This is a genomic window from Flavobacterium sp. SORGH_AS_0622 (assembly GCF_030818825.1).
In the GTDB taxonomy this organism is placed as follows: domain Bacteria; phylum Bacteroidota; class Bacteroidia; order Flavobacteriales; family Flavobacteriaceae; genus Flavobacterium.
The window spans coordinates 889,108-913,865 of sequence record NZ_JAUTAX010000001.1 but is presented as its reverse complement, the minus strand read 5'-3'; the positions used below and the strand labels follow the sequence as shown (position 1 = coordinate 913,865).

The 24,758-nt window shown below is 32.0% G+C and carries 19 protein-coding genes and 1 pseudogene; 4 read left to right on the top strand and 16 right to left on the bottom strand.

What is annotated here, in order from left to right:
* Positions 1 to 44: 44 nt before the first annotated feature.
* From QE431_RS03975 to QE431_RS03945, 7 genes and pseudogenes are all read right to left on the bottom strand, one after another.
* The gene (locus QE431_RS03975; RefSeq protein ID WP_008466940.1) at positions 45 to 272 is read right to left on the bottom strand and encodes a PspC family transcriptional regulator; all 228 of its coding nucleotides are present in this window, start codon (positions 270 to 272) and stop codon (positions 45 to 47) included.
* Between the two features lie 84 nt (positions 273 to 356).
* Entirely contained in the window at positions 357 to 1,628 is a 1,272-nt protein-coding gene (locus QE431_RS03970; RefSeq protein ID WP_307292782.1) for a DUF2851 family protein, read from the bottom strand.
* A 76-nt stretch (positions 1,629 to 1,704) separates the two neighbouring features.
* Positions 1,705 to 2,187, bottom strand: coding sequence for a 3'-5' exonuclease (locus QE431_RS03965; RefSeq protein WP_307292779.1), 483 nt, complete (start codon positions 2,185 to 2,187; stop codon positions 1,705 to 1,707).
* 80 nt (positions 2,188 to 2,267) lie between these two features.
* Positions 2,268 to 3,630: pseudogene (locus tag QE431_RS03960) on the bottom strand (pyridoxal-phosphate dependent enzyme).
* 47 nt (positions 3,631 to 3,677) lie between these two features.
* Positions 3,678 to 5,663, bottom strand: a complete 1,986-nt coding sequence (locus QE431_RS03955) for a putative porin (protein WP_373428841.1) — start codon at positions 5,661 to 5,663, stop codon at positions 3,678 to 3,680.
* Between the two features lie 250 nt (positions 5,664 to 5,913).
* The gene (locus QE431_RS03950) at positions 5,914 to 7,428 is read right to left on the bottom strand and encodes a SusD/RagB family nutrient-binding outer membrane lipoprotein (protein WP_243839310.1); all 1,515 of its coding nucleotides are present in this window, start codon (positions 7,426 to 7,428) and stop codon (positions 5,914 to 5,916) included.
* Between the two features lie 3 nt (positions 7,429 to 7,431).
* Entirely contained in the window at positions 7,432 to 10,719 is a 3,288-nt protein-coding gene (locus QE431_RS03945; protein ID WP_307292771.1) for a SusC/RagA family TonB-linked outer membrane protein, read from the bottom strand.
* 442 nt (positions 10,720 to 11,161) lie between these two features.
* Between QE431_RS03945 and QE431_RS03940 the strand changes: the two genes are divergently transcribed.
* Positions 11,162 to 11,827: a ribonuclease HII gene (locus tag QE431_RS03940; protein ID WP_134139584.1), complete on the top strand. Its 666-nt coding sequence runs from the start codon at positions 11,162 to 11,164 to the stop codon at positions 11,825 to 11,827.
* A gap of 42 nt (positions 11,828 to 11,869) precedes the next feature.
* Here the strand turns inward: QE431_RS03940 and QE431_RS03935 are convergent, their stop codons facing one another.
* The 4 genes from QE431_RS03935 to QE431_RS03920 all read right to left on the bottom strand — a co-directional run bounded on the left by QE431_RS03935 (position 11,870) and on the right by QE431_RS03920 (position 14,834).
* Positions 11,870 to 12,460, bottom strand: coding sequence for an NAD(P)H-dependent oxidoreductase (locus QE431_RS03935; protein WP_134139582.1), 591 nt, complete (start codon positions 12,458 to 12,460; stop codon positions 11,870 to 11,872).
* Positions 12,461 to 12,537: 77 nt separating this feature from the next.
* Positions 12,538 to 13,356 (bottom strand): AraC family transcriptional regulator, encoded by an 819-nt coding sequence (locus QE431_RS03930; RefSeq protein ID WP_307292768.1) that lies wholly within the window; start codon positions 13,354 to 13,356, stop codon positions 12,538 to 12,540.
* An 18-nt stretch (positions 13,357 to 13,374) separates the two neighbouring features.
* Positions 13,375 to 14,076 (bottom strand): lipoyl(octanoyl) transferase LipB, encoded by a 702-nt coding sequence (lipB, locus tag QE431_RS03925; RefSeq protein ID WP_134139580.1) that lies wholly within the window; start codon positions 14,074 to 14,076, stop codon positions 13,375 to 13,377.
* Positions 14,077 to 14,081: 5 nt separating this feature from the next.
* Positions 14,082 to 14,834, bottom strand: coding sequence for a hypothetical protein (locus QE431_RS03920; protein WP_057117656.1), 753 nt, complete (start codon positions 14,832 to 14,834; stop codon positions 14,082 to 14,084).
* A 333-nt stretch (positions 14,835 to 15,167) separates the two neighbouring features.
* Between QE431_RS03920 and lysS the strand changes: the two genes are divergently transcribed.
* Positions 15,168 to 16,871 carry a lysine--tRNA ligase gene (lysS, locus tag QE431_RS03915; RefSeq protein ID WP_057117071.1) on the top strand — a complete coding sequence of 568 codons (1,704 nt, stop codon included), beginning with the start codon at positions 15,168 to 15,170 and terminating at the stop codon, positions 16,869 to 16,871.
* Between the two features lie 109 nt (positions 16,872 to 16,980).
* Here the strand turns inward: lysS and QE431_RS03910 are convergent, their stop codons facing one another.
* The 4 genes from QE431_RS03910 to QE431_RS03895 all read right to left on the bottom strand — a co-directional run bounded on the left by QE431_RS03910 (position 16,981) and on the right by QE431_RS03895 (position 20,359).
* Complete coding sequence (locus tag QE431_RS03910; RefSeq protein ID WP_307292761.1) at positions 16,981 to 17,583, bottom strand: hypothetical protein; 603 nt, start codon at positions 17,581 to 17,583, stop codon at positions 16,981 to 16,983.
* 35 nt (positions 17,584 to 17,618) lie between these two features.
* Positions 17,619 to 18,644 (bottom strand): 2-hydroxyacid dehydrogenase, encoded by a 1,026-nt coding sequence (locus tag QE431_RS03905; RefSeq protein WP_134139576.1) that lies wholly within the window; start codon positions 18,642 to 18,644, stop codon positions 17,619 to 17,621.
* A gap of 72 nt (positions 18,645 to 18,716) precedes the next feature.
* Positions 18,717 to 19,640, bottom strand: coding sequence for a DUF4274 domain-containing protein (locus QE431_RS03900; RefSeq protein WP_307292758.1), 924 nt, complete (start codon positions 19,638 to 19,640; stop codon positions 18,717 to 18,719).
* Between the two features lie 152 nt (positions 19,641 to 19,792).
* Positions 19,793 to 20,359, bottom strand: coding sequence for an SMI1/KNR4 family protein (locus tag QE431_RS03895; RefSeq protein ID WP_307292756.1), 567 nt, complete (start codon positions 20,357 to 20,359; stop codon positions 19,793 to 19,795).
* Between the two features lie 493 nt (positions 20,360 to 20,852).
* Here QE431_RS03895 and QE431_RS03890 point away from each other — a divergent pair, with 493 nt between their 5' ends.
* Both QE431_RS03890 and QE431_RS03885 read left to right on the top strand, forming a co-directional pair.
* On the top strand, positions 20,853 to 21,284 hold the full coding sequence (locus tag QE431_RS03890) for a hypothetical protein (RefSeq protein ID WP_307292754.1): 432 nt from the start codon (positions 20,853 to 20,855) through the stop codon (positions 21,282 to 21,284).
* Positions 21,285 to 21,445: 161 nt separating this feature from the next.
* Entirely contained in the window at positions 21,446 to 22,183 is a 738-nt protein-coding gene (locus QE431_RS03885; RefSeq protein WP_307292753.1) for a hypothetical protein, read from the top strand.
* Between the two features lie 44 nt (positions 22,184 to 22,227).
* Here the strand turns inward: QE431_RS03885 and QE431_RS03880 are convergent, their stop codons facing one another.
* A complete protein-coding gene (locus QE431_RS03880) occupies positions 22,228 to 24,702 on the bottom strand; it encodes a zinc-dependent metalloprotease (protein ID WP_307292752.1) in 2,475 nt (824 codons plus the stop codon).
* Between the last annotated feature and the right edge of the window lie 56 nt (positions 24,703 to 24,758).

The window sequence follows — 24,758 nt, the reverse complement described above, 5'->3', positions numbered from 1 at the left end:
ACTATTTCAATAAAAAAGCTCCAAATGAAAATTTGGAGCTTTTTTTATAAATCAAATACTGATGTTCTTTTTGAGCGAATTAAATCTTTTAATCTAATCCAAAAAGCGAGAGTCAAGTAAACTCCAAATCCTAAACCTGCTGTCACAAAAGATATATAAATAAAAAATAGTCTTACGCTTGTTACACGCATTCCTAGTTTATCTGCCAATCTTGAAGAAACATGAAAACCATATTTTTCAAAAAAGAATTTAAGTTTTAAAATAGCTGACATTTTTTATTTCAGATTTTAGAATCATTTACCTCTAAGAGGAATTACAAATGTACAAATTATCTCATTATCCTATTATCTTATTTTCTAATTGCTTTTAAGTAATTCTAAACCTAGTCCGCATTTTAAACATGCTTTCTTATTACAATATTCATTTTTAAGCTCTAATAAGGTCTGGCTTTCAAACGCATTTTTCGACTTTATTCCAAAGGAATCAAACTTATCTATTATCGCATTTTTTTCGGAAGCTACTTCATTCATAAAATCAATCAAATCTTCCGCTATAGATTCTCCCATTATATTAGAATAAGCAAATTGAATTGGTATTATTGTATTTATAACTATCAAATCTAAAAATGATTTTGATACTATTTTTGCTTTCTTCGGACTTTCTTTATCAAATTGATAGTGGTCTTGCCAATAAGGACTTACTGAAACATTCAATAATTCGTACACGTTCTTCAAAGATTTTAATTCAATTATTTTAGAAAACAAATTTTGATGTTTATGATATAAACCTCCCAATTGAGAAAGTCGAATCGTAGGAAAATTATCAGGGCGAAGTTTAAAAAATTGAACTGGTTCAATAAACGTCTTCTCTAATTGATACTTATGAAGTAAGTAAAAATATCTGAATTTTAGATCCTTATAATAAACATCTTCTTTTTCTGAATCTAGTAATCCTGCAGTTCCAAAAAGCAATGCTTCTAAATTTTCTATTTCAAAACTTTCCTTTCGTATAATTGAAAATGGAATTGCTTTTGATATTTGTAAAAATGAAGTTCCGTTTGTATTCAAACCAAAATTCTTTGCTAAAAGGCAAAATAAAACTGCTTCCCAATCTTGATTTGTCTGCTCTAATAGATCATAAACAAACTTTGATTTTCGTTCTAAACGTTCAAAAAATAATCTTTCCTGCCAGCTTTTAAAAACAAAATCATCGATATGTTTTATTTGTTTCTCACATGAAATCCAAGTTTTTGGAGAAAGCAATTCCCTATAATTGTTTACTACATCTTTTGAAACATAATCTTTTAAAACCAAAACAGGAATCTCGGTATTATTTTCTCTAAAAATTGGAGTATCATTTTCCCAAACTACATGAAGAATTACATTTTTATAAGCTGGATCTTTTTCGTGATTGTGCAGATACCAATCAGAAGATTTTAAATGTATTTCTACATTGCCTGCCCATTTTTGATTTCCAATTTTAATTTGGGCATTAAAAAAGTCAGGTCCAGAAAGTTCTAAATAATCTCCCGTTTTTATAATGGTAATTGACTCACCTTGAGCAGTTTTTAAATCCAAGAGATCAAATTTCTTGAATTTCCAGAGATAATGAAGGAAGTCTTCTCTCATTTTTAGATTTTAAAGTATAATTATAAAATCTAAAAATAATAAAATTTCAATATTATTCTTACAAAATAAATTTTATTTAACGAAGCAAATATAATTTAGCACATGCCCTTGCATCAGATAAAGCTTCGTGATGATTAAGCTGAATATTCATTTCGCGACAGCAATCACTTAATTTTGTTGGCTTTAAACCTTTAGCTTTATAAATTTTAACTGTACATTCCCACTTTGGCGCAATGTTTAAATCTTCGTAATTCAAACCATGAAGCAGCATTGATTTCATTAAAACATTTCGGTCAAAACTTTCATTGTGCGCCACTACAACTCTATTTCTTAATCTTCTTTCAATTTCAGGATAGACCTGGTAAAAAGATTTTGCAGTGACTGTATCTTTCGGATAAATTCCGTGAACGCGAATTGTAAAAGGATTATACTCGTTATTCGGCGGTTTTATCAATGTCACAAATTCGTCCACAATAATTCCGTTTTGGACTGTAACAATACCCACTGAGCAGGGATGATATCCCGTTGCAGTTTCAAAATCAATAGCTGTAAAATTCATTTTATATTTTTAAAAAGACAAATCCACAAATCTAATTGCCAAAACAATAAGATTTATGGATCAGTTTTATTAGTAACGGCTTATTTTATAGAGCCGATAATATCATATTTTGTAATAATGTGATGGTGACCGTTTCCTAAATCAATTAAAACTGCATCGTTTTCTTTTGTAAAAAGTTTAGAAACTTCTTCGATTGGCGTTCCTAATTTTACGATTGGAAAAGGTTTACCCATTACATCTTTAATTGGTTTTTCGGCTACATTTTTATCTGCAACATAACTTCTAAACAAGTCAGTTTCATCAACAGAACCTACAAAACCATTTATGTCTACAACTGGAATTTGAGAGATTTTATATTTACGCATACGCTCAATAGCATGCGAAACCAATTCTTCTGTACGAACAACAATTAATTCCTTGTCAATATGATCTTTAATCACATCTTCTGCCTTCGTGATATTTTCTTCTAAGAATCCACGCTCGCGCATCCAGTCGTCGTTAAACATTTTACCTACATAACGGCTTCCTGAATCGTGAAATAGAACTACTACAACATCATCCGGCTTAAATTGATCTTTTAACTGTAATAGTCCTTTAATACAAGCTCCCGCTGAGTTTCCAACAAAGATTGCTTCTTCTAGGGCAATTTTTCTTGTATAAACTGCAGCATCTTTGTCTGTTACTTTTGTAAAGCCATCGATTAAAGAAAAGTCAACATTCTTAGGTAAAATATCTTCTCCAATTCCCTCTGTTATATAAGAATAGATTTCGTTTTCATCAAAAATTCCTGTTTCATGGTATTTTTTAAAAACAGAACCGTAAGTATCAATTCCCCAAATTTTAATGTTTGGATTTTTCTCTTTTAAGTACTTTCCAACACCTGAAATTGTTCCTCCTGTTCCTACACCTACAACAAAATGCGTAATTTTTCCGTCTGTCTGTTTCCAGATTTCTGGTCCCGTCTGCTCATAATGTGCCAATGAATTTGATAAATTATCATATTGGTTTACATACCAAGAATTTGGTGTTTCTTCTGCCAAACGCTTTGAAACTGAATAATAAGAACGAGGATCTGTAGGCTCAACATCGGTAGGACAAACAACTACTTTTGCTCCAACAGCACGAAGAATATCCATTTTCTCTTTTGACTGTTTATCTGAAATAACACAAATTAATTTATATCCTTTGATAATTGCTACAAGAGCAAGTCCCATTCCTGTATTTCCAGAAGTTCCTTCGATAATAGTCCCTCCAGGTTTTAGGTCTGCCGTCAGCCTCTGCATCTTCAATCATTTTTACCGCCATTCTGTCTTTTACAGAATTACCAGGATTAAAGGTTTCGACTTTTGCTAATACTAACGCATCAATTTCAGCAACAATTTTATTGAGCTTTACCAATGGTGTGTTACCAATTGTTTCTAAAATATTCTTTGAAAAGTCCATTTTTATTTAAGTTTAATATGTGGTTTTAAAATGAAAGTAAGTTTTTCTTATTGGAAGAAATTCCAAACTAAACCAAAACGCAATACAAAATCACGATAAGGATTATTTGGCGTAGCATAATAATTGCTTTGCGAAAAAGCGGCATTAAAATGCTCTGCTTTTAAATAAAATCTTGTCTGGCGTATTCTAGCATTTACGAAAAAATCGAATGTAGCAAAACCGCCAATCTTTTTATCTTGCTGTACAAAAAATTCTGCAATAACAGGATTATAATCATCTCCATAATACTTAGTCTGATAATTAAATACAAGACCTGTTTGCATGTATAAAGCTTTCTTAAAAAAGTAACCTGAATAATAAAATGTATTTCTAGTTACGAAATCTGGAACATTTAAGATTAAATCTGACTGATCTACTTTTTGGTACAAAAGTGTATTATCTAATGCAAAAGGTCCAAATTTAAATTCTCTACTCGCTTTTATCTCTAAATAATTAATAGCGTTTCCATATTGAAATGGTTTTACAATTTGAACATTTCCTGCTTTCTGTTCATCGGTTGCGGCATTTGTAAAATACAAGTGATCTTTTAATACTGTATATTGAACTTGTCCTGTTAACCAAGCCGTCTGAATCTCAGCGCTAAGAGAATTTATTTTTTCGTTTTTAAAATTATTAGACCAATTGTATTCTATCCAGCTGCTTTGGTATAAATTATAATTGTTGTTTGGCAGTTTATTGATGTTACGATATCTAAAATCAAATTTAATTTTATCATTTAGATCATATCTTAACTTCGCATCTAAATCAGAAAGAGATTGATTGGTAATTGATCTAGAATATAGAAATCTACCATTCCATTTGTTTTTCTGATATTCATATTGTCCTCCTACATTATTGATCTGCAAAAACAAATTATCTGGAATTGCTTTTCCTGTGCTGTCAATAATAATTCTAGTATACTTATAATTTGATCTATAATCATCAATAAAAAAATTGAACTTTCCTAGAAGGGAATTTTCATAAGCAAGACTTGCTTTATTATAAAGCCGCTCATATTTGGTCTGATCATTTATACTACTTGCCACATACGAATCTCCAAAACGCTTCACTTGAGTACTATTATTATTGCTATCTGTAACTGTAGAAATTACTGTAGGCTGTTTATATTCATACCCTTTATTCTCATAATTAAATTGATGTGTTACATACAAATTATTAAAACCGTTTGTTGGATTTACTCTAAAAGCATGATCAAAAAATAATCTTCTTCCTTTCAATAAAGATTCTGCATCGGTTAAATAAACCTGCAATCTTTGGCGGTTTTTATAATCTTTATTATCGCTTTCAAAGTTTTCATCGTTTGTAATTCCGCCATTTTCTTCATTTAATACATCTTGAAAAGTATAGTGAGCATTTATCGCATAACGTCTGCTGGTAGTTGCATAACTAGTTGTAAATCTAAAATTTCCAGCACTAACCAATTGATTAATATAATCTCCTTCAGATCTTAACCCCCGATAAGCAATGGAAAAATTAAGATTTTTAGAAACGTTTAATGTGATAAAAGAATCTACATTTTGTCCTTTATTAATTGTTGTATTAAAAAACAATTCTGTAAAAGGTGTTGCCGCAGAATAATATCGAATCTGATCTGCTTGGATATAATTAAAATGTTTACCGCTAAAACCTATTTCTGGATACGGAGAAAAATTGGTTAAACTATATTGTAAAGTGTTTAAAGGCTGTCCGATGTTTGAAAATTCCTGATATCCGAAAAGATCTTTTCTAAGGTGATTTTGTCTGTAAGCACTTTTAATTGTCAGCGATGTATCTGCATAAATAGTATCGTGCTCCAGCGTAATAATTTTATATTGGTCTATTGTGGCGATTTTAGCTTTTTTCTTTTTTACGGTATCTGTAATACTTGAATATTCCGTATTCATATCTAAATTATTTTTAGAAGCTGGCTTTTTTACTTGAGAAAACAATAACGTAGGTACAACTAATAGATATAGAAAAATGAATATTCTCATTTGATGGCTTTGTATAAATTTAATTCGACAAAATTTGCTAAGCAAAGGTAAGATAAAAACGTATAAACGAAAAAAACATAATATATAATATGAAACCAGAATCGCTTAGGTCTTTTTGGAAACGAAAACCCCGTATACAAAAGTATACGGGGCTCTCAAAAAAAATCAAAATATTTATTATTCTTATTCCCAAAATGGGTATAATTTACTTTGAATATTAACTTAATTGATATAGATTATATTCTAAAGATTAGAATTTATCCCAGAACAATTTAGTATTTAATAAATCTCCACCAATGTCAGAAGCTGCTTTAGTATAATTTGTTTTATTTATACTTGCTTCTACACCCGGATAAGTATATCTAACAGGCACAGTAAAAATAAGTTTGTTTATAGCTGCTTGAGGTGCTTTTAAAACTGGGAAATCCAATCTTCTGTAAGATGTCCATGCTTCGTATCCTCTGTTATAAAGAGCAAACCATGCTTGATTACCAATTTTTTCTTTCCATGTTGCTCCACTTAACGGATTATTATAATCTACTTTTGGACTTGCAATATAAGCATCAATAGCTGCAGTGCTAGTTACTCCCCAATCTGCCATAGAAGCTTTAATACCTGCTTCGTAATATACTTTTGCCTGAGCAGACCCCCCTGGAATTAAATTTTTCTCAGCAGCTTCTGCTAATAAGAAATTCAACTCAGCGAAATCAAAGATAGTTCCTGGGAAAACTGGATTGTTTAATGTCGATGTTATTTGTGAATAAGCTGTATAAACATTTCCTGCACCATAAGTTCCACCTACAAAAGTTCTTCCTGCAGGAATAACTGGAGCTGGAGAAGTTAGATTAGTAAAATATTTAGGCATCCTTGGGTCACCACCAGGAACAACAGCATCCATAGCAGAAACAAAAGGCTCAGCAGGAATAAAATCAAATCGCTGACTAGTTACTAAATCAGCATATAATGGATTTTGATTTCCTGATGTTGTTAAATAAGTCAATTTTGTATTATCAGCATTACCTGCTAAAGCACCAGAAGCAAGAGCTGCCTGAACTTGAGTAGTTGCATAAGCTGGATCAACATCAGACATATTAACTGCCATTCTAATGATCAATGAGTTCGCAAATTTTGCCCATTTTGCATTACTTGCAGCATTTCCTGAATAGATAATATCTGCTGCACCAAAGTTAGCTACTGTACTGTTCGCTTTTAAAACCGCAACATCTGCACTTAATCTTTTAATAAGATCTTGGTAGATAGTTTTTGCATCATCATAAGCTGGTAAAGGATATTTTTGAATATCAATTGCCTGTGAGTAAGGAACATTTCCAAAAGTATCTACTAATACACTATAAGCATAAGCTTCTAAAATATCTATAAGAGCTAATTTATTTTGCTTAACTGCTTCCTCTGCAGGAGTTGCAGGAGTTGTTGCTGAAATCATAACTCTTGAATCGTGAAAATCAGCTAGAACATCTCTGTACAAAACCAAAAAGTGTGTATCAGGAATTTTTCTGTTTGTAATGTTGTACTGACTTTCATCAGGATAAGTTGTCTCTGTCCATTGTTGTGCAAATAATCTAAAAACATTATTATTCACACTAGTACTAACCATTTGATCGACTAATTTTTTCTCAGCATTTGTAAATAAATATTCCGATTTGGTAGTTGTTGGTCTTTTCGGATCAACATTCATATCTGTAATGTCCTGGCTGCACGAAACCATCATACCTACCACAGACATTAATAAAAGTACTTTTTTCATGATTTAAAATTTTAATGTTAGGTTACAACCGATATTTCTTGTTGTAGGAAGTGAACCTCCTGAATAACCTGATGATAAGTTACCTGAACTTAGACCACTTTCTGGATCTGCATCTGGAAGATTTTTGCTGATGATCCATAAGTTAGAACCTACTAAAGAAAGACGTAAATCATTCAAACCTGCTTTAGTTATAAATTGTTTAGGAAAACTATAAGTAATACTTACCTCTCTTAATTTTACATAACTTGCATCGTAAACAAATGCTTTTTGTGGATTATTATTGTACCCATAGATACTTCCAGCAACTTCAGGACTTGGTGTTCTTGTAGTATTAGGAGTTCCATCTTCATTTACTCCAGGTAAAATAACACCACCACCATTAGCAAGTGTATTTCTTACAGGATTTCCAAGCTCATTGTTTCCTGCTGTAGAAGTATATAAACCAGAACTTTGACCGTAATATTGATCAAGAGAGAAGATATCTCCTCCTTTTTGAACATCAATTAAGAAACCTAAAGAAACTTGTTTGTAAGTAAATTTGTTACGGATACCACCAATCCAATCTGGTGTAACATTACCAATTACATTATTAGTAGTTGCAGTTTGTAAATACACTCCATTTTTAGTTACTTTTTGTCCGTCAGCATTGTAGATATAATCTTTACCAAGGATATCTCCATAAGGATGTCCTTTTGTACCAACGATACTAACACCACCTTGGAATGTACCAATTGTTAAAACATCAACACCTGGTGTTAAAGCTACAACTGTATTTTCATTTTTAGACCAGTTTAGGTTAATATCCCACTGAAAATTATTTGTTTTTAAAGGAGTTAGATTGAATATTACCTCAACACCTTTATTTTCTACAGATCCCGCGTTTACATATCTAGAAGAGTTACCAGTTGCAGTAGAATAATCTACTGGGAAAATTTGATCTTCACTTAAACTTTTGTAAACACTTACATCAAAACCTACTCTTCTGTCAAGGAATTGCATCTCTAAACCAAGTTCTTGCGATGTAGTTTTTACAGGGTGCAAATCTGGGTTATTAGCAGTGTTTGGTCTTGAATAAAGTTGGTTTGAACCAAATGGATTAAATTTGGTATATACATCTTGTAATGCATAAAGATCAATACTTCCTTGTGGATTCTCAGCATAACTTGCTCTTAATTTACCGAAAGTTAACCATGGTCTATTAATGTGGTTTGTAAAAACATAACTTCCAGATACTGAGTATGTATTAACATCGTTATCATCTTGTGGCAACATAGAGAATGCATCATTACGCACCGTTCCTTCTACAAAAAAGAAATCTCTGAATCCTACTGAAGCAGATGCATAAACACTGTTTACCGCTGAATTATCTTCAACCTCAACCGGGAATGGAGAAGCATTTACTGAATTTGATAATGCATAGATTTCCGGAATAATAAGTCCCCCATCTGTAGAAGCTAAGGTAGATGTACGTCTGGTTCTTAAAGCATTATATCCAATCAAACCTGTTAGTGAGAAATCCTCAGTAATTTTTTTATTGAAGTTTAAGGTAACCTGATAGTTTTGCTCAGAAAACATACCCGTATATTTTTGGTATCCTGAACCAACAGCTAAACGGTTAATACCAAATGTTCCTGCCAAAGATCCTACTGCTTTTCTCTCTTCACGTAATTCTGAATAAGAATCTGTACTTATTTTTCCTGTAGCGTTTAACCAATCTGTAAATTTATAATCTAACTGACCATAACCGATGAAACGATTTCTTTCGTCTGTTTGGTAATTTCTATATCTTGTAAAATATGGGTTATCCCAATACTTAGGATTTGTATTTCCATTAGCAGGATCTGCCATGTTCCATGAAATATTTTGTCCGCCTGAATTTTGGAAAGCTTCTTTCTGAGATTGAATATCTACGTTAGTTCCCCACCATTGACGAAATAAACCTGCAACGTTGTCTCCACCGTAACCAGTAGTATTTCTACCCATTGTAGTCTGTGCTAAATAATTTGCGAAAACACTTGCAGATAATTTATCCGTTAATTTGTGGTTGAATTTAATACTTGCATTATTTTTCTTCAATTCACTATTTGGTAAAATACCAGTCTCTTTATAGTTGTTGTAATTGATAACAAAGTTGCTTTTATCTGAACCACCTTCAAAAGAGATTGAGTTATTGAATGTTTGAGCAGTTTGAAAAAATGTAATTGGACCATTTTTAGCAGCTACCCATGGAGATTTTTGTCCAAATTTTGAAGAATATGGAGAATATGATTCCCAAGTATAAACAGAAAGATTTGGATCAAACGCAACACCGTAAGAAGCATCATCTGTAGTACTTACCACTTGGTTACCATTTTTATCGATAACAAAAAAAGCACCTGTTGGCCCAACTGGAGTACCTTTTGGATTTCCAGTTGCATCATAAGTAGGTCCATAACCTTGTCCGTATTTATTTTGGTAAACAGGGAAAGTCTTTTTATCAACTGAGCCAACTCCAAACTCACTAGATACAGTCACTCCCATACCTTTTTGAGCTTTTCCTTTTTTTGTAGTAATCATAATTACACCATTTCCAGCTTGAAACCCATATAAAGCAGATGCGGCAGCACCTTTCAGTATGTTTAATGATTCGATATCATCAGGATTAATATCCATACCAGCATTACCGTAATCATAAGTATTACGTGCTCCAGCAGTTTGTGCTCCATTACTAGAATTCACATTGGAATTGTTAATAGGCATACCATCAATAACAATAAGCATTTGGTTATTTCCAGTAAGGTTTTTAACACCTCTCGAAACTACGTTTGTAGATCCTCCAAAGTTTGTGTTCTTTCTAATTTGTACCCCAGCAGATTTACCAGAAAGATCATTAAGGAAGTTTGCACCTGTTGTTCCACCCACTAAATCTTGTCCTTTTATTTCCTGAGTAGTATATCCAAGAGCTTTTTTCTCTCTTTTAATACCTAAGGCTGTAACAACAACACCTTCTAACTCAGTAGTATTGCTAGCTAATTTTACATTTAATGTTGTAGAACTAGCTGCAACTTCTTGCGTTTTCATTCCAATGTAAGTAAAAGTCAAGACTTCGCTTGACGTAGCTTTGATAGAGAATTTTCCATCAAAATCTGTTTGTGTTCCAGTTTTAGTTCCTTTAACTAATACACTCACACCTGGTAGAGGCAATCCTGCATTATCGGAAACCACACCCGAAACAGTTCTTTCTTGCGCAAAGGTTAGTTGCGTAATCAGCGCCACCAAGAGCACTAAGAATCCATTTAACTTTAGTTTCATTTTTAAAAATTTTGAATTAGTATCTGGCAAACATCTTAATATTTTCTTAAAATAACAACAAGGCAAAATAACACTATATCGTTTTCGTTTTAAACTTACTTCAAAACAATTGTCAAAAACTTACTTTTTTATAAACAAAACTCAACATTATCAGACATATACGTAAAATTAGAATGATTCTATTTAATTTATTTTTAACAATAATTTAACATAATTTTAGCAAAATTGATTTTTTATTTAACTCATAAATTCATATATCAGATGTATAAACTGACAAAATTTCATTTTTTTTTAATGTATTTTAAACTCTATTTGTTAAAAAATGTTAATAACATCCATTATTAAAAACTTATTTAACATTTTGTTAATGATTTCTTATTTACTCAAACATTTGCAAATCAGAAGAAAAAAATACAATCTTTGTGATTCAAAAAAAATTTAAATGCTTCAATTAAATTATTCAGGATTTATTTTAGAAACTGGCACTGATGAAGCTGGCCGCGGATGTTTAGCCGGTCCTGTGACAGCGGCTGCAGTAATTTTACCTCATGATTTTAACAATGAGTTTTTGAATGACAGTAAGCAATTGTCTGAAAAAATTAGAAAAGAACTAAAACCTATAATTGAGGATCAGGCTGTTTGCTTTTCAGTAACACATTTACATGCGGATGAAATAGATGAAATCAACATCTTAAACGCTTCGATGAAAGGAATGCAGGAATGCATCTTGAAATTGAAACATGTTCCTGAATTTATTATTGTTGATGGAAACCGATCTTTAAATGCCAAACTTGGACTTAAAAATGCTTTTGGAAGACAGTTTTCTGAAGATGAAATAACACTTTTAAAATCGATCCCAAATCAAAGTATTATAAAAGGAGATGCGAAATATTTAAGCATTGCCGCTGCTTCAGTTTTAGCTAAAACCTATCGTGACGAATTTATGGATAAGATTCACGAAGAATTCCCCATGTACAACTGGAAACAAAATAAAGGATATCCAACAAAAGAGCATCGCGAAGCCATTAAAGAATTTGGAACAACAAAATACCACCGAATGAGTTTTAGACTTCTTCCTGAACAATTAGAATTGAATTTTTTAGAATAAAAAAAGACTTAATTGGATAAGTCTTTTTTTATTGCACTAAAATTAATTAGACAATGTCTTTTCTAAAAATAACATTTTGAGCTGATTCTCCCACTCTAATACATTTTCAACAGAAGGTCTATCTGCTTTATCAAAATAAAAATGGTGTTTAATTTCTAAACCACTATAATTAAAAATCCCAGTGTCTGAAGTTAATGTCAAGGCTTTATCCATTCCCATTGTTTTATATTCAGCATTCGATTTTCCATGAGAGTTAATAATAATGGTTTGTTTTCCAGTCAATAGTCCTTTTTGAATCCCTTGATCATATCGATATGCAAATCCATAACTAAAAACTCTGTCAATATATCCTTTCATAATAGCTGGCATTCCAGTCCACCAAATTGGATAAATAAAAATAATCTGATCTGCCCACGAAATAAAATCTTGTTCTATTTTAACATCATCAGCAACCTGTCCAATCCTTTGTCCCTGCATATCTTGCAAAGAAAGAACTGGATTGAAATTGATTTCATTTAAATCACGAACAACTATTTGTTGCCCAGATTTTTCTAAAGATTCTATAATGGTATTTTTGAAAAAATGGTTTAAACTTCCTGAATTTGGATGTGCATAAATAATTAAATTTTTCATGTTTTTATTTTTAAAGATTAACATGACAAATGTAAAACGCACATTTGGGTGACAATTGTAAGAAAACGAAATTAGCTTTAATCCATTTTTGAACTGCAAATGTCTGATTGAAATTTCAAATATTTGGTTGGCGAAATATTCATGTAGTATTTAAAATCATGAATAAGCTGGCTTTGATCGTAATAGCCGCATTTATCTACAATAGTTAACCAATCTGTTTTGGATTCTTCTAGTATATCTTTCTCTATTTGATTAACGGCTTTTAAAAACCTTTCGTAACGATTTGCTTCTTTAATTGTGTAACCAAAAATTTTCTTCTGGTTAAGTTGAATATTTCTTTCTGTTTGGTTAATCTGCGAAGCTATTGCCTTTATAGGATTTATATTCTCGTTTTGAAAATCGTTTAAAAGTGTTGTAATTGCTGTTTGCTCTCTTAAATATGGCTTGCAGAAATCTAAAATATAATCAACACGATCTTTTGTATCTGGAAGTTTAATGAGCTCATCCCATAAAAGTGTGAAACAATTTTCATTAATTAAATCATCTGGATGAATGGGCAGAGAATCAAAAAGAGCATTTCCAAAGAACCGATAAAAGGCATCTTCTTTAAAATTGGCAACTAGAATCTCTGAATTAGGTTCTAAAGTATAATCAAAAGCTTGTTTTATCGGACCAAGAAGAACACATTTTTCAACTTCCAAAAAATGATTCTGCTGAGATTTCAAGTATGATTTTGTGCCGAAGTTAAAAACTAAAATAGTCTGAAAACTAGGCAATAAAGTTTTTGTAATAGGAAATGTCGTCTTGTTTTCGGCAAAATAAAAATGAGAGAAAACAGTTTCAAATGCCGAAGGAACTGCAATTCTATAATTGTTATTTTCTTCAGCATTTTTCATACTATAATTATTAGAAATTTATTCAACAAATTCAGCCTCAAACAAATGAGCTAAATGCTTAATAATTCTCGATTTTACTTCTTCTTCATCTACTCTTTCCACACCAAGTTCAACTTGTAAAGAAGTAACGCCTTTTCCGCGAATTCCACATGGAATAATATTATCAAAATAACCCAAATCTACATTGACGTTTAATGCAAATCCGTGCATGGTTACCCACCGTGAAGCTCTTACGCCCATTGCGCATATTTTGCGGGCAAACGGAGTTCCAGCTCCTAGCCAGACACCGGTTTCTCCTTCACTTCTACCCGATTCTAAGCCATATTCTGCTAAAGTCAAAATAATTGATTCTTCAAGTAAACGTAAATATTTATGAATATCTGTAAAGAAATTTTCTAAATCCAGAATCGGATAACCCACAATTTGTCCTGGTCCGTGATACGTAATATCGCCGCCACGGTTAATTTTATAAAAAGTTGCTCCTTTTGCTTCGAGCTGTTTTTCGTTTAATAGTAAGTTTTCTAAATCACCACTTTTTCCTAAAGTATAAACATGCGGATGCTCTACAAACAATAAATAATTTGGTGTTGGCAGATCAAGTTCTTCTCGTCTGTTTTTGATCTTTAAATCGACTATATCTTTAAAAATTTCTTCTTGATATTCCCAAGTCGATTTATAATCTTTGTTTCCCAGATCCTGAAGTTGGATTTTTTTATTCATTTTAATTATTTTTCAAACTCAACATCAAAGTTAAGTTTGTCTGGATTCTCCATATAATCCGTGAAAGAGTATTGAATTGTAATTGATTTTCGATCGTCGCTAAATAATGCATTCGGATTAGAGACTTTCTTAATCTTTTTTGGAAAGTGATATTTTACAATATAGTTAGAAGATGCAAACATCATTTTAGACATATCTGGAGCAGAGTCCTTCGCTTTTGCTGCCAGTTTTTGCTGGTCTATTACTGCTTTTCTTGTAAATTTCTTTCCGTCGTATGTATAGCTTAATTTACTATTATTATCTCCAAAACCATTTCCAAGTGGATTTGTATTTGCTCCTCCTTCCAACTTTTGAAATGTGCTCAGTGTTTGCAAAATGTCTTGCAGCTCGTTTACATTTTTAAAGTCAGTAGCCATTGTCATTAGAAATTGTTTTTTCTCCGAGCTCATTTTTGTGGTAACTACAAAGTTTTCGAGTTTTTTGAGTTCTTTTTGAGTTTCTGGAGACAACTTAGCAATACTGTCTTTTTTCTCTTCGAATAATTGTTTGAAGGTAAAAGTGGAGTCAATATCTTTTTTGGCATCGCTGCCCATTTGACCTGCTAATTGATCGCCAGCCATTTCCATCAAAGCAGAACCATCCATGTCAACAGCAAATTTTCCAGTTCCGTTATCATTGATGTAAATATTTTCAGTAAAAGTACAGCTTGTTAATGTTGCTATTAAAAAAGAAAAACTAAGTAGTTTGTATAATTTCATCGTAGTGCAATTTTTTATCAAATATACGAAGACTATTTTATTTTTTAAGATTCTGAGATATTCAGATATTAAGGTACCAATATAATAGCTTTTAAATTCAGTAAAATACTTCTCAAAGCATATTTTGGAAATAAAAACATCTAACATATTTCCGATAGAAGCGGTATCGTTTTCTGCTTTTTCTGCAAAAAAGATACAATTGCCCCCAAGCTTCGGAAGCAAGACAAAAGGTGATTGAAACCCAATAAATTGCTGCTGCAAAAAATCTAAAATCTGCATTCTAAAATCTACATTCTTTTCTTTATCTTTGCACACTTAAAAAAAGAGCACAAAATGGCATTATCAGAACAAGAAATCATCAGAAGAGAAAAACTTCAAAACTTACGCAGTCTGGGAATCAATCCTTATCCAGCTAATCTTTTTCCTGTAAATCATACTTCTAAGCAAATTAAGGAGTCTTTTGAAGAAGGTAAGAAGGTTATTGTTGCGGGTCGTTTGATGAGCGTGAGAGATCAAGGAAAAGCTTGTTTTGCTGAATTGCAGGATAGCGAAGGACGTATTCAATTGTACGTGAATCGAGATGTTTTGTGTGAAGGTGACGATAAAACTTTATATAACCAAGTATTTAAAAAATTAACCGATTTAGGTGACTTTATTGGTATTGAGGGTGAATTGTTTACTACAAAAGTGGGTGCACAATGCGTTCGCGTTGACGGTTTTACTTTCTTGAGCAAAACATTACGTCCGCTTCCTTTACCAAAAGTTGATGAAGAAGGAAACGTTCACGATGCATTTAATGATGCTGAATTGCGTTACAGAATGCGTTATGTAGATTTAACTGTAAATCCGCATGTTAAAGAAACTTTCATCAAACGTACAAAGTTATTCAGCGCAATGCGTGGTTATTTTAACGATGCTGGATATCTTGAGGTTGATACTCCGGTTTTGCAGTCAATTCCTGGTGGTGCTGCGGCAAGACCTTTTATTACACACCATAATTCGCTTGATATTCCGCTTTATATGCGTATTGCAAACGAATTGTACTTAAAAAGATTAATTGTTGGTGGATTTGAAGGTGTTTATGAGTTCTCTAGAAACTTCCGTAACGAGGGAATGGACAGAACGCATAATCCTGAATTTACTGCAATGGAAATATATGTAGCCTACAAAGACTACAACTGGATGATGGAATTTGCTGAAGGTTTATTGGAACATTGCGCAATTGCTGTAAATGGCACAAGCGAAGTGACTTTTGGTGAACATACAATCAACTTTAAAGCTCCTTATGCACGTGTTACAATGACAGATTCTATCAAACATTTTACTGGTTTTGATATCTCTGGAAAAACAGAGCAAGAATTGTTTGAAGCTGCAAGAGGAATGGGAATCGAGGTTGACGAAACAATGGGTAAAGGAAAATTAATTGATGAAATTTTTGGAGCGAAATGTGAAGGAAATTATATTCAGCCAACTTTCATTACAGATTATCCAAAAGAAATGTCTCCGCTTTGTAAAGAGCATAGAGATAATCCAGATCTTACAGAGCGTTTTGAATTAATGGTTTGCGGTAAAGAAATTGCAAATGCATATTCTGAATTAAATGACCCAATTGACCAGCGTGAGCGTTTTGAAGATCAAATGCGTTTGGCAGCAAAAGGTGATGATGAAGCTAACGGAATTATCGACGAGGATTTCTTAAGAGCGCTTGAATACGGTATGCCACCAACTTCTGGAATGGGAATTGGAATGGATCGTTTGATTATGTATTTGACAAATAATGCTTCGATTCAAGAGGTTTTATTGTTCCCACAAATGCGTCCGGAGAAAAAACAAGCTCAGGTTGAATTATCGGATGAAGAAAAATTTATCGTAGATTTATTGAAAGGAAACGAAAGTAAAATGGATCTTCAACAATTAAAAATCACTGCGAATTTAAGTGGTAAAAAATGGGATGCTTCTATGAAAAATTTATCTAAACATGGTTTGACTAAAGTTGTCGTTGACGGCGAGTTTAAAACTGTGGAATTGGTGGGATAAATTTTTTAAAATTCCAATTTTAGAAAATTTCAAATTCCAATTTGGGATTATAATATTCAAACCCGACAGGTTTTTAAAACCTGTCGGGTTTTGTATTTAAAAGATCTGATTAAAAAGAATACTTCTCTAAATTCTTTCCTTGAATATCTAAAACTGTTGTACTTTCTTTTGGAATATCCCCTTTTAGCTTTTCTTGAACAGAAGGATTTGACGGATATTTTCCGTTTTTCATTTTTACAAGATGAGAAATTCCGCCGCTTTTCACGATCAGATCATAAAATTTATCGGTTGAGGAAGTCGCTACATAAATTGGAAAATCGGTCACTGTGAAACGATTAATTACGCTTCCGTCATTATTTAAAATATACCCCGAACATCCTCCGCTTCCGCAGAAATATGAATTGGAGAAACCAACAAAATATTCATTTTTTTGATCGTTATTCAAATCAAAAGCTTCATAATAAAAATAACGGTCGTCTTTTGTCATTGCAGGAAGATCTGCTTTTAACAACACATTCAATTGTTTTCGAATCAAGTCAACTGTTTTATCTTCTTTTGCTGGAGCGTCACTTACGTCGGCAGTTCCCGCAGCAGTTTTTGACAAAGTGTCTTCAGCAATTGTTTTGATTATACTTTTGTCGTCGGTTTTATCTTTATTTTGACATGAAATCATTCCCAGAATCATAACTGCCCCTAAAATTGTATTTCTCATAATTTCTTTATTTTAAATTCTCAACATTACGTTTGTTAAACCAACAAAGCGGCTTTGTTTTCAATATCATTTTGACTTACCAGTGATTTTATATTATTGAACGTTACCAAAGCAATCTGCGTTAAAGCTTCATTGGTAAAAAATGCTTGATGCGCTGTTACCAAAACATTCGGAAAACTCATTAAACGCTGAATAGCATCATCTTGAATAATATCTGCTGAAAGATCTCTAAAGAACAGTTTTTCTTCCTGTTCGTAAACATCTATTCCTAAATAACCTATTTTACCTTCTTTTAAACCTTCAATAACGCAGGCCGTTTCTATTAATCCGCCACGGCTTGTATTGATAATCATAACGCTGTCTTTCATCAAAGCAATTGAGTCTTTATTAATGACATGCTTCGTTTGATCGTTTAGCGGACAATGAAGCGAAATGATATCACTCGATTTAAAAATCTCTTCTAAACTAACAAAAGAAACGCCGTCTTTTATCATTTCTTCATTGGTAACAATATCATACGCCAAGACTTTACAGCCAAAACCTAGAGCAATTTTCGCGAAAGCTTTACCAATATTTCCTGTTCCGATAATTCCAATTGTTTTGCCAAATAAATCAAAACCTAATAATCCATTTAAGGAAAAATTCTGTTCGCGAACTCTGTTGTAAGCTTTGTGTGTTTTTCGGTTTAAGGTTAAAATCATTGCCATTGCATGTTCTGCAACTGCCTGCGGAGAATAAGCTGGAACACGGCAGACTTTTATATTGTATTTTTTAGCAGCTTCTAAATCAACATTATTAAATCCGGCGCATCGTAAGGCTATAATTTTTACATTCTTTTCTGCTAATTGTTTAATAACGGCTTCGTTCACAATATCATTTACAAAAACGCAGACAATCGAAGCGTTTTCGATTAAAATTACGGTTTGCGGATTTAACTGCGTTTCAAAGAAATCCAGTTCAAAACCAAAATCAGTATTATATTTATTAAAGAATGCTTTATCATAAGGCTGTGTTGAGAAAAAAGCAATTTTGTTGTTCTTTACATTATTTTCTAAACTCATAATACATCGTTTTTGGTTCTTAATTTCTAGTTTTACTAAATTAAGCAATTAATTCTGACGAAAGCATATAAATTACTGTTCTCTGAATTTTAAATGATCTGTACTAAAAAGCAAACCAATTCCACTGTAAGGATCTTTTTTTAAATCGAAAAAACTATTTACTCCCGACAGATCTTTATATAAATCAGCAATTATAGAAGAATTTTGAAATCCATCAATTGTATGATTTATAATTGTATCAGCAAGACAGGTTAATTCTTTTGAAGCATTTGTAACACCAATGTTATTTCCCGTTTCCCAATCCCAAATAATCCAATCCCAATTGTGTTTGCGTCTCACACAATCAAGCCATAAATAAGAAAGATTCTTGATTTTTAGTTGATTAAAATCTTTTTCTTTCCAATATTCCACACTTTCTATTATTGCTTCTACAGCTTCGTCGGTTTGATCGTATATAAAATCAGGATTAGAGATCTGAATAATCTTTATAGCATTATTTATTTTCGTATTGATTGATTTTAATTCTTTTTCAGTTGGTTTTCTTAAAAAGGCAAAATCAATATCTTGTTTTTCAAAAACGTCTCCTGCTGATTTTACAAGCATTACAGAAGGAATACATTTTACATTAGCATTTAGGTCCAAAAACTCTTCATTTGGATCAAAAGAAAAGTTAGCAGCAGTATAAAAACCTGAGACGTATTTCTCCTCAATTTCTTTTATCAGCTGATAATTATGATAATTTAAATCTTCCTTTATTTCATCTTCATTCTTAAAGTTACAAAAATAATCTGGCTGAAGCATCCAATACAAACAGAGAGCCGTTCCCTTATCAAGATATTTTTGTTTTATAATCCATTTAAAAGGTTCAATAACATCATCATAATTCCAATGTTGAACAAATTGATGAAGCTCTGGAGCAGTTAGCTTTTGATAAGACAACTCTCCTTCTAATGCTTTAAGGACTCTATTCTTGTTATTTTTAGTAAATAGTTTCATTTTAGTTTTGATAGTGTCAATTTTTGAAAAACATGCAATAATTAAAAAAATTTAATAGTTTATAAAAGGAGAACTACATAATCTTCCTCCACTTTTATTTGTTGAAATTCATTTACAAACATTCTGAACATTTCTCCAAATTTAATGTTTCATTATCTTTCATATTTTTCTGCAGCTTTTTTTAAAGCCATATCTAATTCTGGACTGAAATGTAATTGTATGCTATCTAAATCAAATTGCTTAGGTTTTTCAAAATTAAAGTTTATAATAAAATCTTCGAAATTTTCAGCAACCAAACAAACATCTTCCCCTTCATGTTCTTCATGGAACCATAAATAAATTTTATAATTTTCCTTATCCATACAGACTAAATCTCCTCCACCAAAATCAGCTATAGGAAATAAATTTACTGGCAAAAACTCTCGCTTGGTTTTCAGTTCAATTTCTAAATTATTAACCCCATCATATAACCCAAAAATGGCAGATATATCAAAATGTGAATCTCGAATATGCTTTGGCAATTCTATTATCGGAGTAAAAACATAATTATCTTTAACATAATCATTTCCAAAAAATTGTAAATAAAAAATATAATTTTCAGGAAAAGTTAATTTATACCTTTTGGCAACATCTTGAATATCGTTTTTAGTCAACAAATTACGTGATGGACTCAGTTCAAAATCAATAATTTCTTCGAGTTTAAGTTTTAATTTATTCATTTTTGTTTTTTTTATATAATAATCCTTCGCCACTTGTATTTGCAAAAATTCATTTTCAATACCTTCTAAATCTGTGATATCTTTTAGCGATAATTTTTCACTATAAATCTCAAATTGAATTATTATTCTTTCATTTGTAAAAATGATTCCATATTCAATTTCTTCTTCATCTTCAAAATATGATATTAAAAATACCTTTTCAACATCTAATCCTGACTCTTTTACATCAGATCATTTCCTTATTAAAGATTTGTTAGTTCTCGTAATTCTTCTTTGCATAATTCAATTCTTTAATGCTCATGTTTACATTTTTTAAGTTCTACAAACTAATAACATCAATTTTATAAAAAGGGGCACAATAAGTCATAATTATAACATTTTAAGCTCATTAACTAAAACTTAAAAGTTAAACAAATAATAATTCTTACAATAAAAATTAAACCAATTTAGTTTAATAAAGTCTAACGAGTATAACAATTAAAAAAACTTAAAAATGAAAAAATTATTTATCGCAGCTATGTTATTTGTTGGAATAGCAAGTTTTGCACAAGACACAGATCAAAAACCTCAACGCGAGCAAAGAGAAAGAATGACTCCAGAACAGCGTAATGAGAAACAATTCCAAAAATTAACAACAGAATTAAGTCTTGACGCTAGTCAGCAAGCACAGGTTAAACAACTTTTGGCTGACAGAAGTGCTAAAGCTGAAAAATTTAGAGAAGCAAGAAAAGACAATACTACAAAACCAACTGCTGAAGAAAAAGCTGCTTTCAAAAAACAAATGGAAGATGAAGTTGCTGCAAACGACGCTAAAATGAAATCGATCTTAAAAGCTGACCAATACACAAAATGGAAATCTTTGCAAGAAGAGAAAAAAGATAAAATGAGAGAAAAGGTAAAAGAGTATAAAAAAGAAAACAACTAAAAGTAGTTTATAAAAGAGGTCTAAATGGCCTCTTTTTTATTTCTATTATTATTTATGTTTTCATTAATACTTTCTGTTAAATAAAAGACAAACTTCATAATTGGATTAAACTTAATAAAATCGTGGCAGTCTAATTGCTTATAATCTTAAAAAAACGAATTATGAAAAAATTATTTATCGCAGCTTTATTATTCGTTGGAGTAATAAGTTTTGCACAAGACATCAATCAGAAACCAGCACGTGATCAAAAAGAAAAATTAACTCCGGAACAGCGTAACGAAAAACATTTACAAAAACTGACTTCTGAATTGAATTTAGATAAGAAACAACAAGAACAAGTAAAACAGCTTATAGCTGAAAAGAGTGCCAAAGCAGAAAAATTTAAGGAGTCTAGAAAAGACAGCAAAACAAAACCTACTGATACCGAAAGAGAAGCTTTAAAAAAACAAATAACAGCCGAAAAAGAAGCTACAGATGCTAAAATGAAAGCAATTCTAAACGCTGATCAATACACAAAATGGACGGCTCTTAAAAAAGATCACAAAGATCATAAAGGAAGAGGAGATCATAAAGGAGATCACAAAACGCCGCAAGAACGCGATCAAGCACATTTGCAAAAATTAACTACTGATCTAAGCTTAAATGCTGACCAGCAAAAACAAGTCGGCCAGCTTTTATCTGACAGAAGTACAAAAATGGAAACGCTTAAAAAAAGCCGAGGTAACGCAAAACCAACTGAAACTGAAAGAAAAGCCATGAAAAAACAAATGGAAGAAGATCACAAAACTTTTGATGCAAAAATGAAATCTATTTTGAATGCAGATCAATATAAAAAATGGACAGCGATTCAAAAAGAACACAAAGATAAAATGAAAGATCACCGAAAAGATAAAATGTAATTGAGATCAAAAAAAGAGGCTGTTAAAGCCTCTTTTTGTTTGTATTATTTTATCGGATTTAATATCAAATCAATTCTTTTGATACAATCTTCATAATGATATTTGGTTTCGGTATTAACTGCTCCTGCTTTTGCTGCAACGAGTGATTTTCGTAGTGCACTTAATTCTCCTCTTACTAACGCTCTTAAATCAGATTGAGTTACGTTATAATAAATAGTAGATCTATCTGTTGGTTTGATTTCTTCTGTCATTAAAAATCCCATTCTGTCAATATATGCACGCTGTAAGTTCCTGCGATAAACAGTTACATTTGAAGCCGCCGCAGCTTCTTTCCAAATTCCTCTTCGGATGTCTTTGAAGAAATCTAAAGCTTTGTAATTATCACCGCTCAAAATTTCGTTGTCCATTAGTCTTCCAACTCTTCCTAAAGTCATTAAAATATTAAGCTGTCTTACTTGCAGACTTCTAAACTTTTCTGTGTAACCCGCAAACTCTGTATTTTGGAGCGTTTTTACATTTACAATCCAAGTTGGCGATTCAAAAGCATTTTTTTGAAGCCAATTCATCGCTTCAATTTGTTTTGCTTTTGGCACTACTTCATAAACACTTCCCGCTTGATTTGGCTTTTTAGTATTTTCATAAATTCCTCCAACATTGGTTACAACATGACCAACATAACGACTCCAGCAATCTAATAACTCTTTGTATAATTCGTCTAAATCTTCGTAATTATTAGTAACATTACTGGTCCATTCGTTTAAATGACTCGCTACATATTCTAAATTTTTAAGTCCGTAAGAACTTGCTTTCATCGAATTATTTCCAATGTCTTCTGTTTGAGAAGAAGGATCAAAAGCACTGCTTTGTTTTCCGAATTTATAAATCGGATTTCCTGCTTTATCCAAAATCCATTTATCTAAAATTGGTACTTCATCTTGTGGAGATTTCACATTCGGAATCACTCTATATCCCCAATTTACAGCATATTGATCGTAGGCACCCATTTTACGAACAAAACGTATATTTTTATCTCCAGGCTGTGCGATATAATTAAAACGGGCATAATCCATTATACTGGCCGAGATTCCGTTTTGCTGTGTAAAATCCCCATTTCTATAACTCTCCACATCATAAGCACAACTTGCGCCCATATTATGAGGAAAACCTAAAGCATGCCCAACCTCGTGTGCAATAACCATTCGCATCATTTCTCCCATTTCTTCATCGCTCGTCTGTAAAGTTCTCGCTGACGGATTTGCAGCTCCAGTTTCTAATAAATATCTATTTCTATAAGAACGCAAATGATTGTGATACCAAATAACATCGCTTTCTATAATTTCTCCCGTTCTCGGATCTGAAACACTTGGTCCAACTGCATTTCGTGTTGTACTGGCTACATATCGAATCACAGAGTAACGAACATCTTCTGGGCTAAAATCTGGATCTTCTTCTTTCGTTGGGGCATCTTTTGCAATAATGGCATTTTTAAATCCAGCGGATTCAAACGGTTTCTGCCATTCTTCGATTCCTTGTTTGATGTACTTTTTTAATTTTTCAGGCGTTGCAGGATCGAGATAATATACAATTGGCTTTATTGGCTCAACCAATTCTCCTCTGTTGTAGGCTTCTGGGTCTTTTGGCTCTAATCTCCAACGTCTGATATAAGTTTTCAAATCCGATTTTAATTCGTTACTGCCATAATCGTATTGACTTACTGTAAACCAGCCAACACGCGGATCTGCCAATCTTGGTTTCATTGGAACTTCTGGAAGCAAAATCATAGATTGATTCATTTGAATACTTATAGATTCTGATTCTTCTAACATCGAAGGCTTCGAAGCGTTGTATGTAAAGTCTTGAATTACTTCGATATTCATCGGAAAACTTTTCATTGCATTAATGAAACTTCTCGAATCATCTAAACCTTTTACTTTATAGGTTTCTCTCATTTCTGCTGAAATTCCGCTGATTGCTTTTACATCTGTGCTGTAGAATTTAGTAACATCAATAACTATATTTGCCGAATCTTTACTAAAAGCAGCGATATCAAAAGCATATAAAGTAGGCTCATAATTATTTGATTTTACCGAAATACTAATTGGTAATGTATCATTGGCAACAGCATTGTAGGATTTTGATTTGATTAAGATTTTATCTTGAAAACGCTGCCAGACAATTAACTGTTCATTGGTTTCAGAACCTGCGTTTACGTAACCGCCACCTAAATTAGAAGGCAGTTTTGCAAGTCTGCTCACTAAAAGCATGTCTTTGTTTAAATATTTATTCGGAATTTCGAAATAGTATTTTTTATCAACTTTATGAACTGTAAAAAGTCCTTCGTCTGAAACGGCATCTTTGGTAATTACTTTATTGTAATCTTTAATTGATGATTCTGGTTTCTTTTCTGGCTGAGGTGCCGGAACTTCTTTTTGATCTTTTTTGTTTTTTTTCTGGGAAAATGTTTTGGAAGGAAACAGCGCAAAAATGGCTATTAAAGATAAAATGAAAAATTTCTTCATTTAATGTTGGTTTAGTGGTTAATTGACAAACAAAAATAATTTTTACTTACAATATC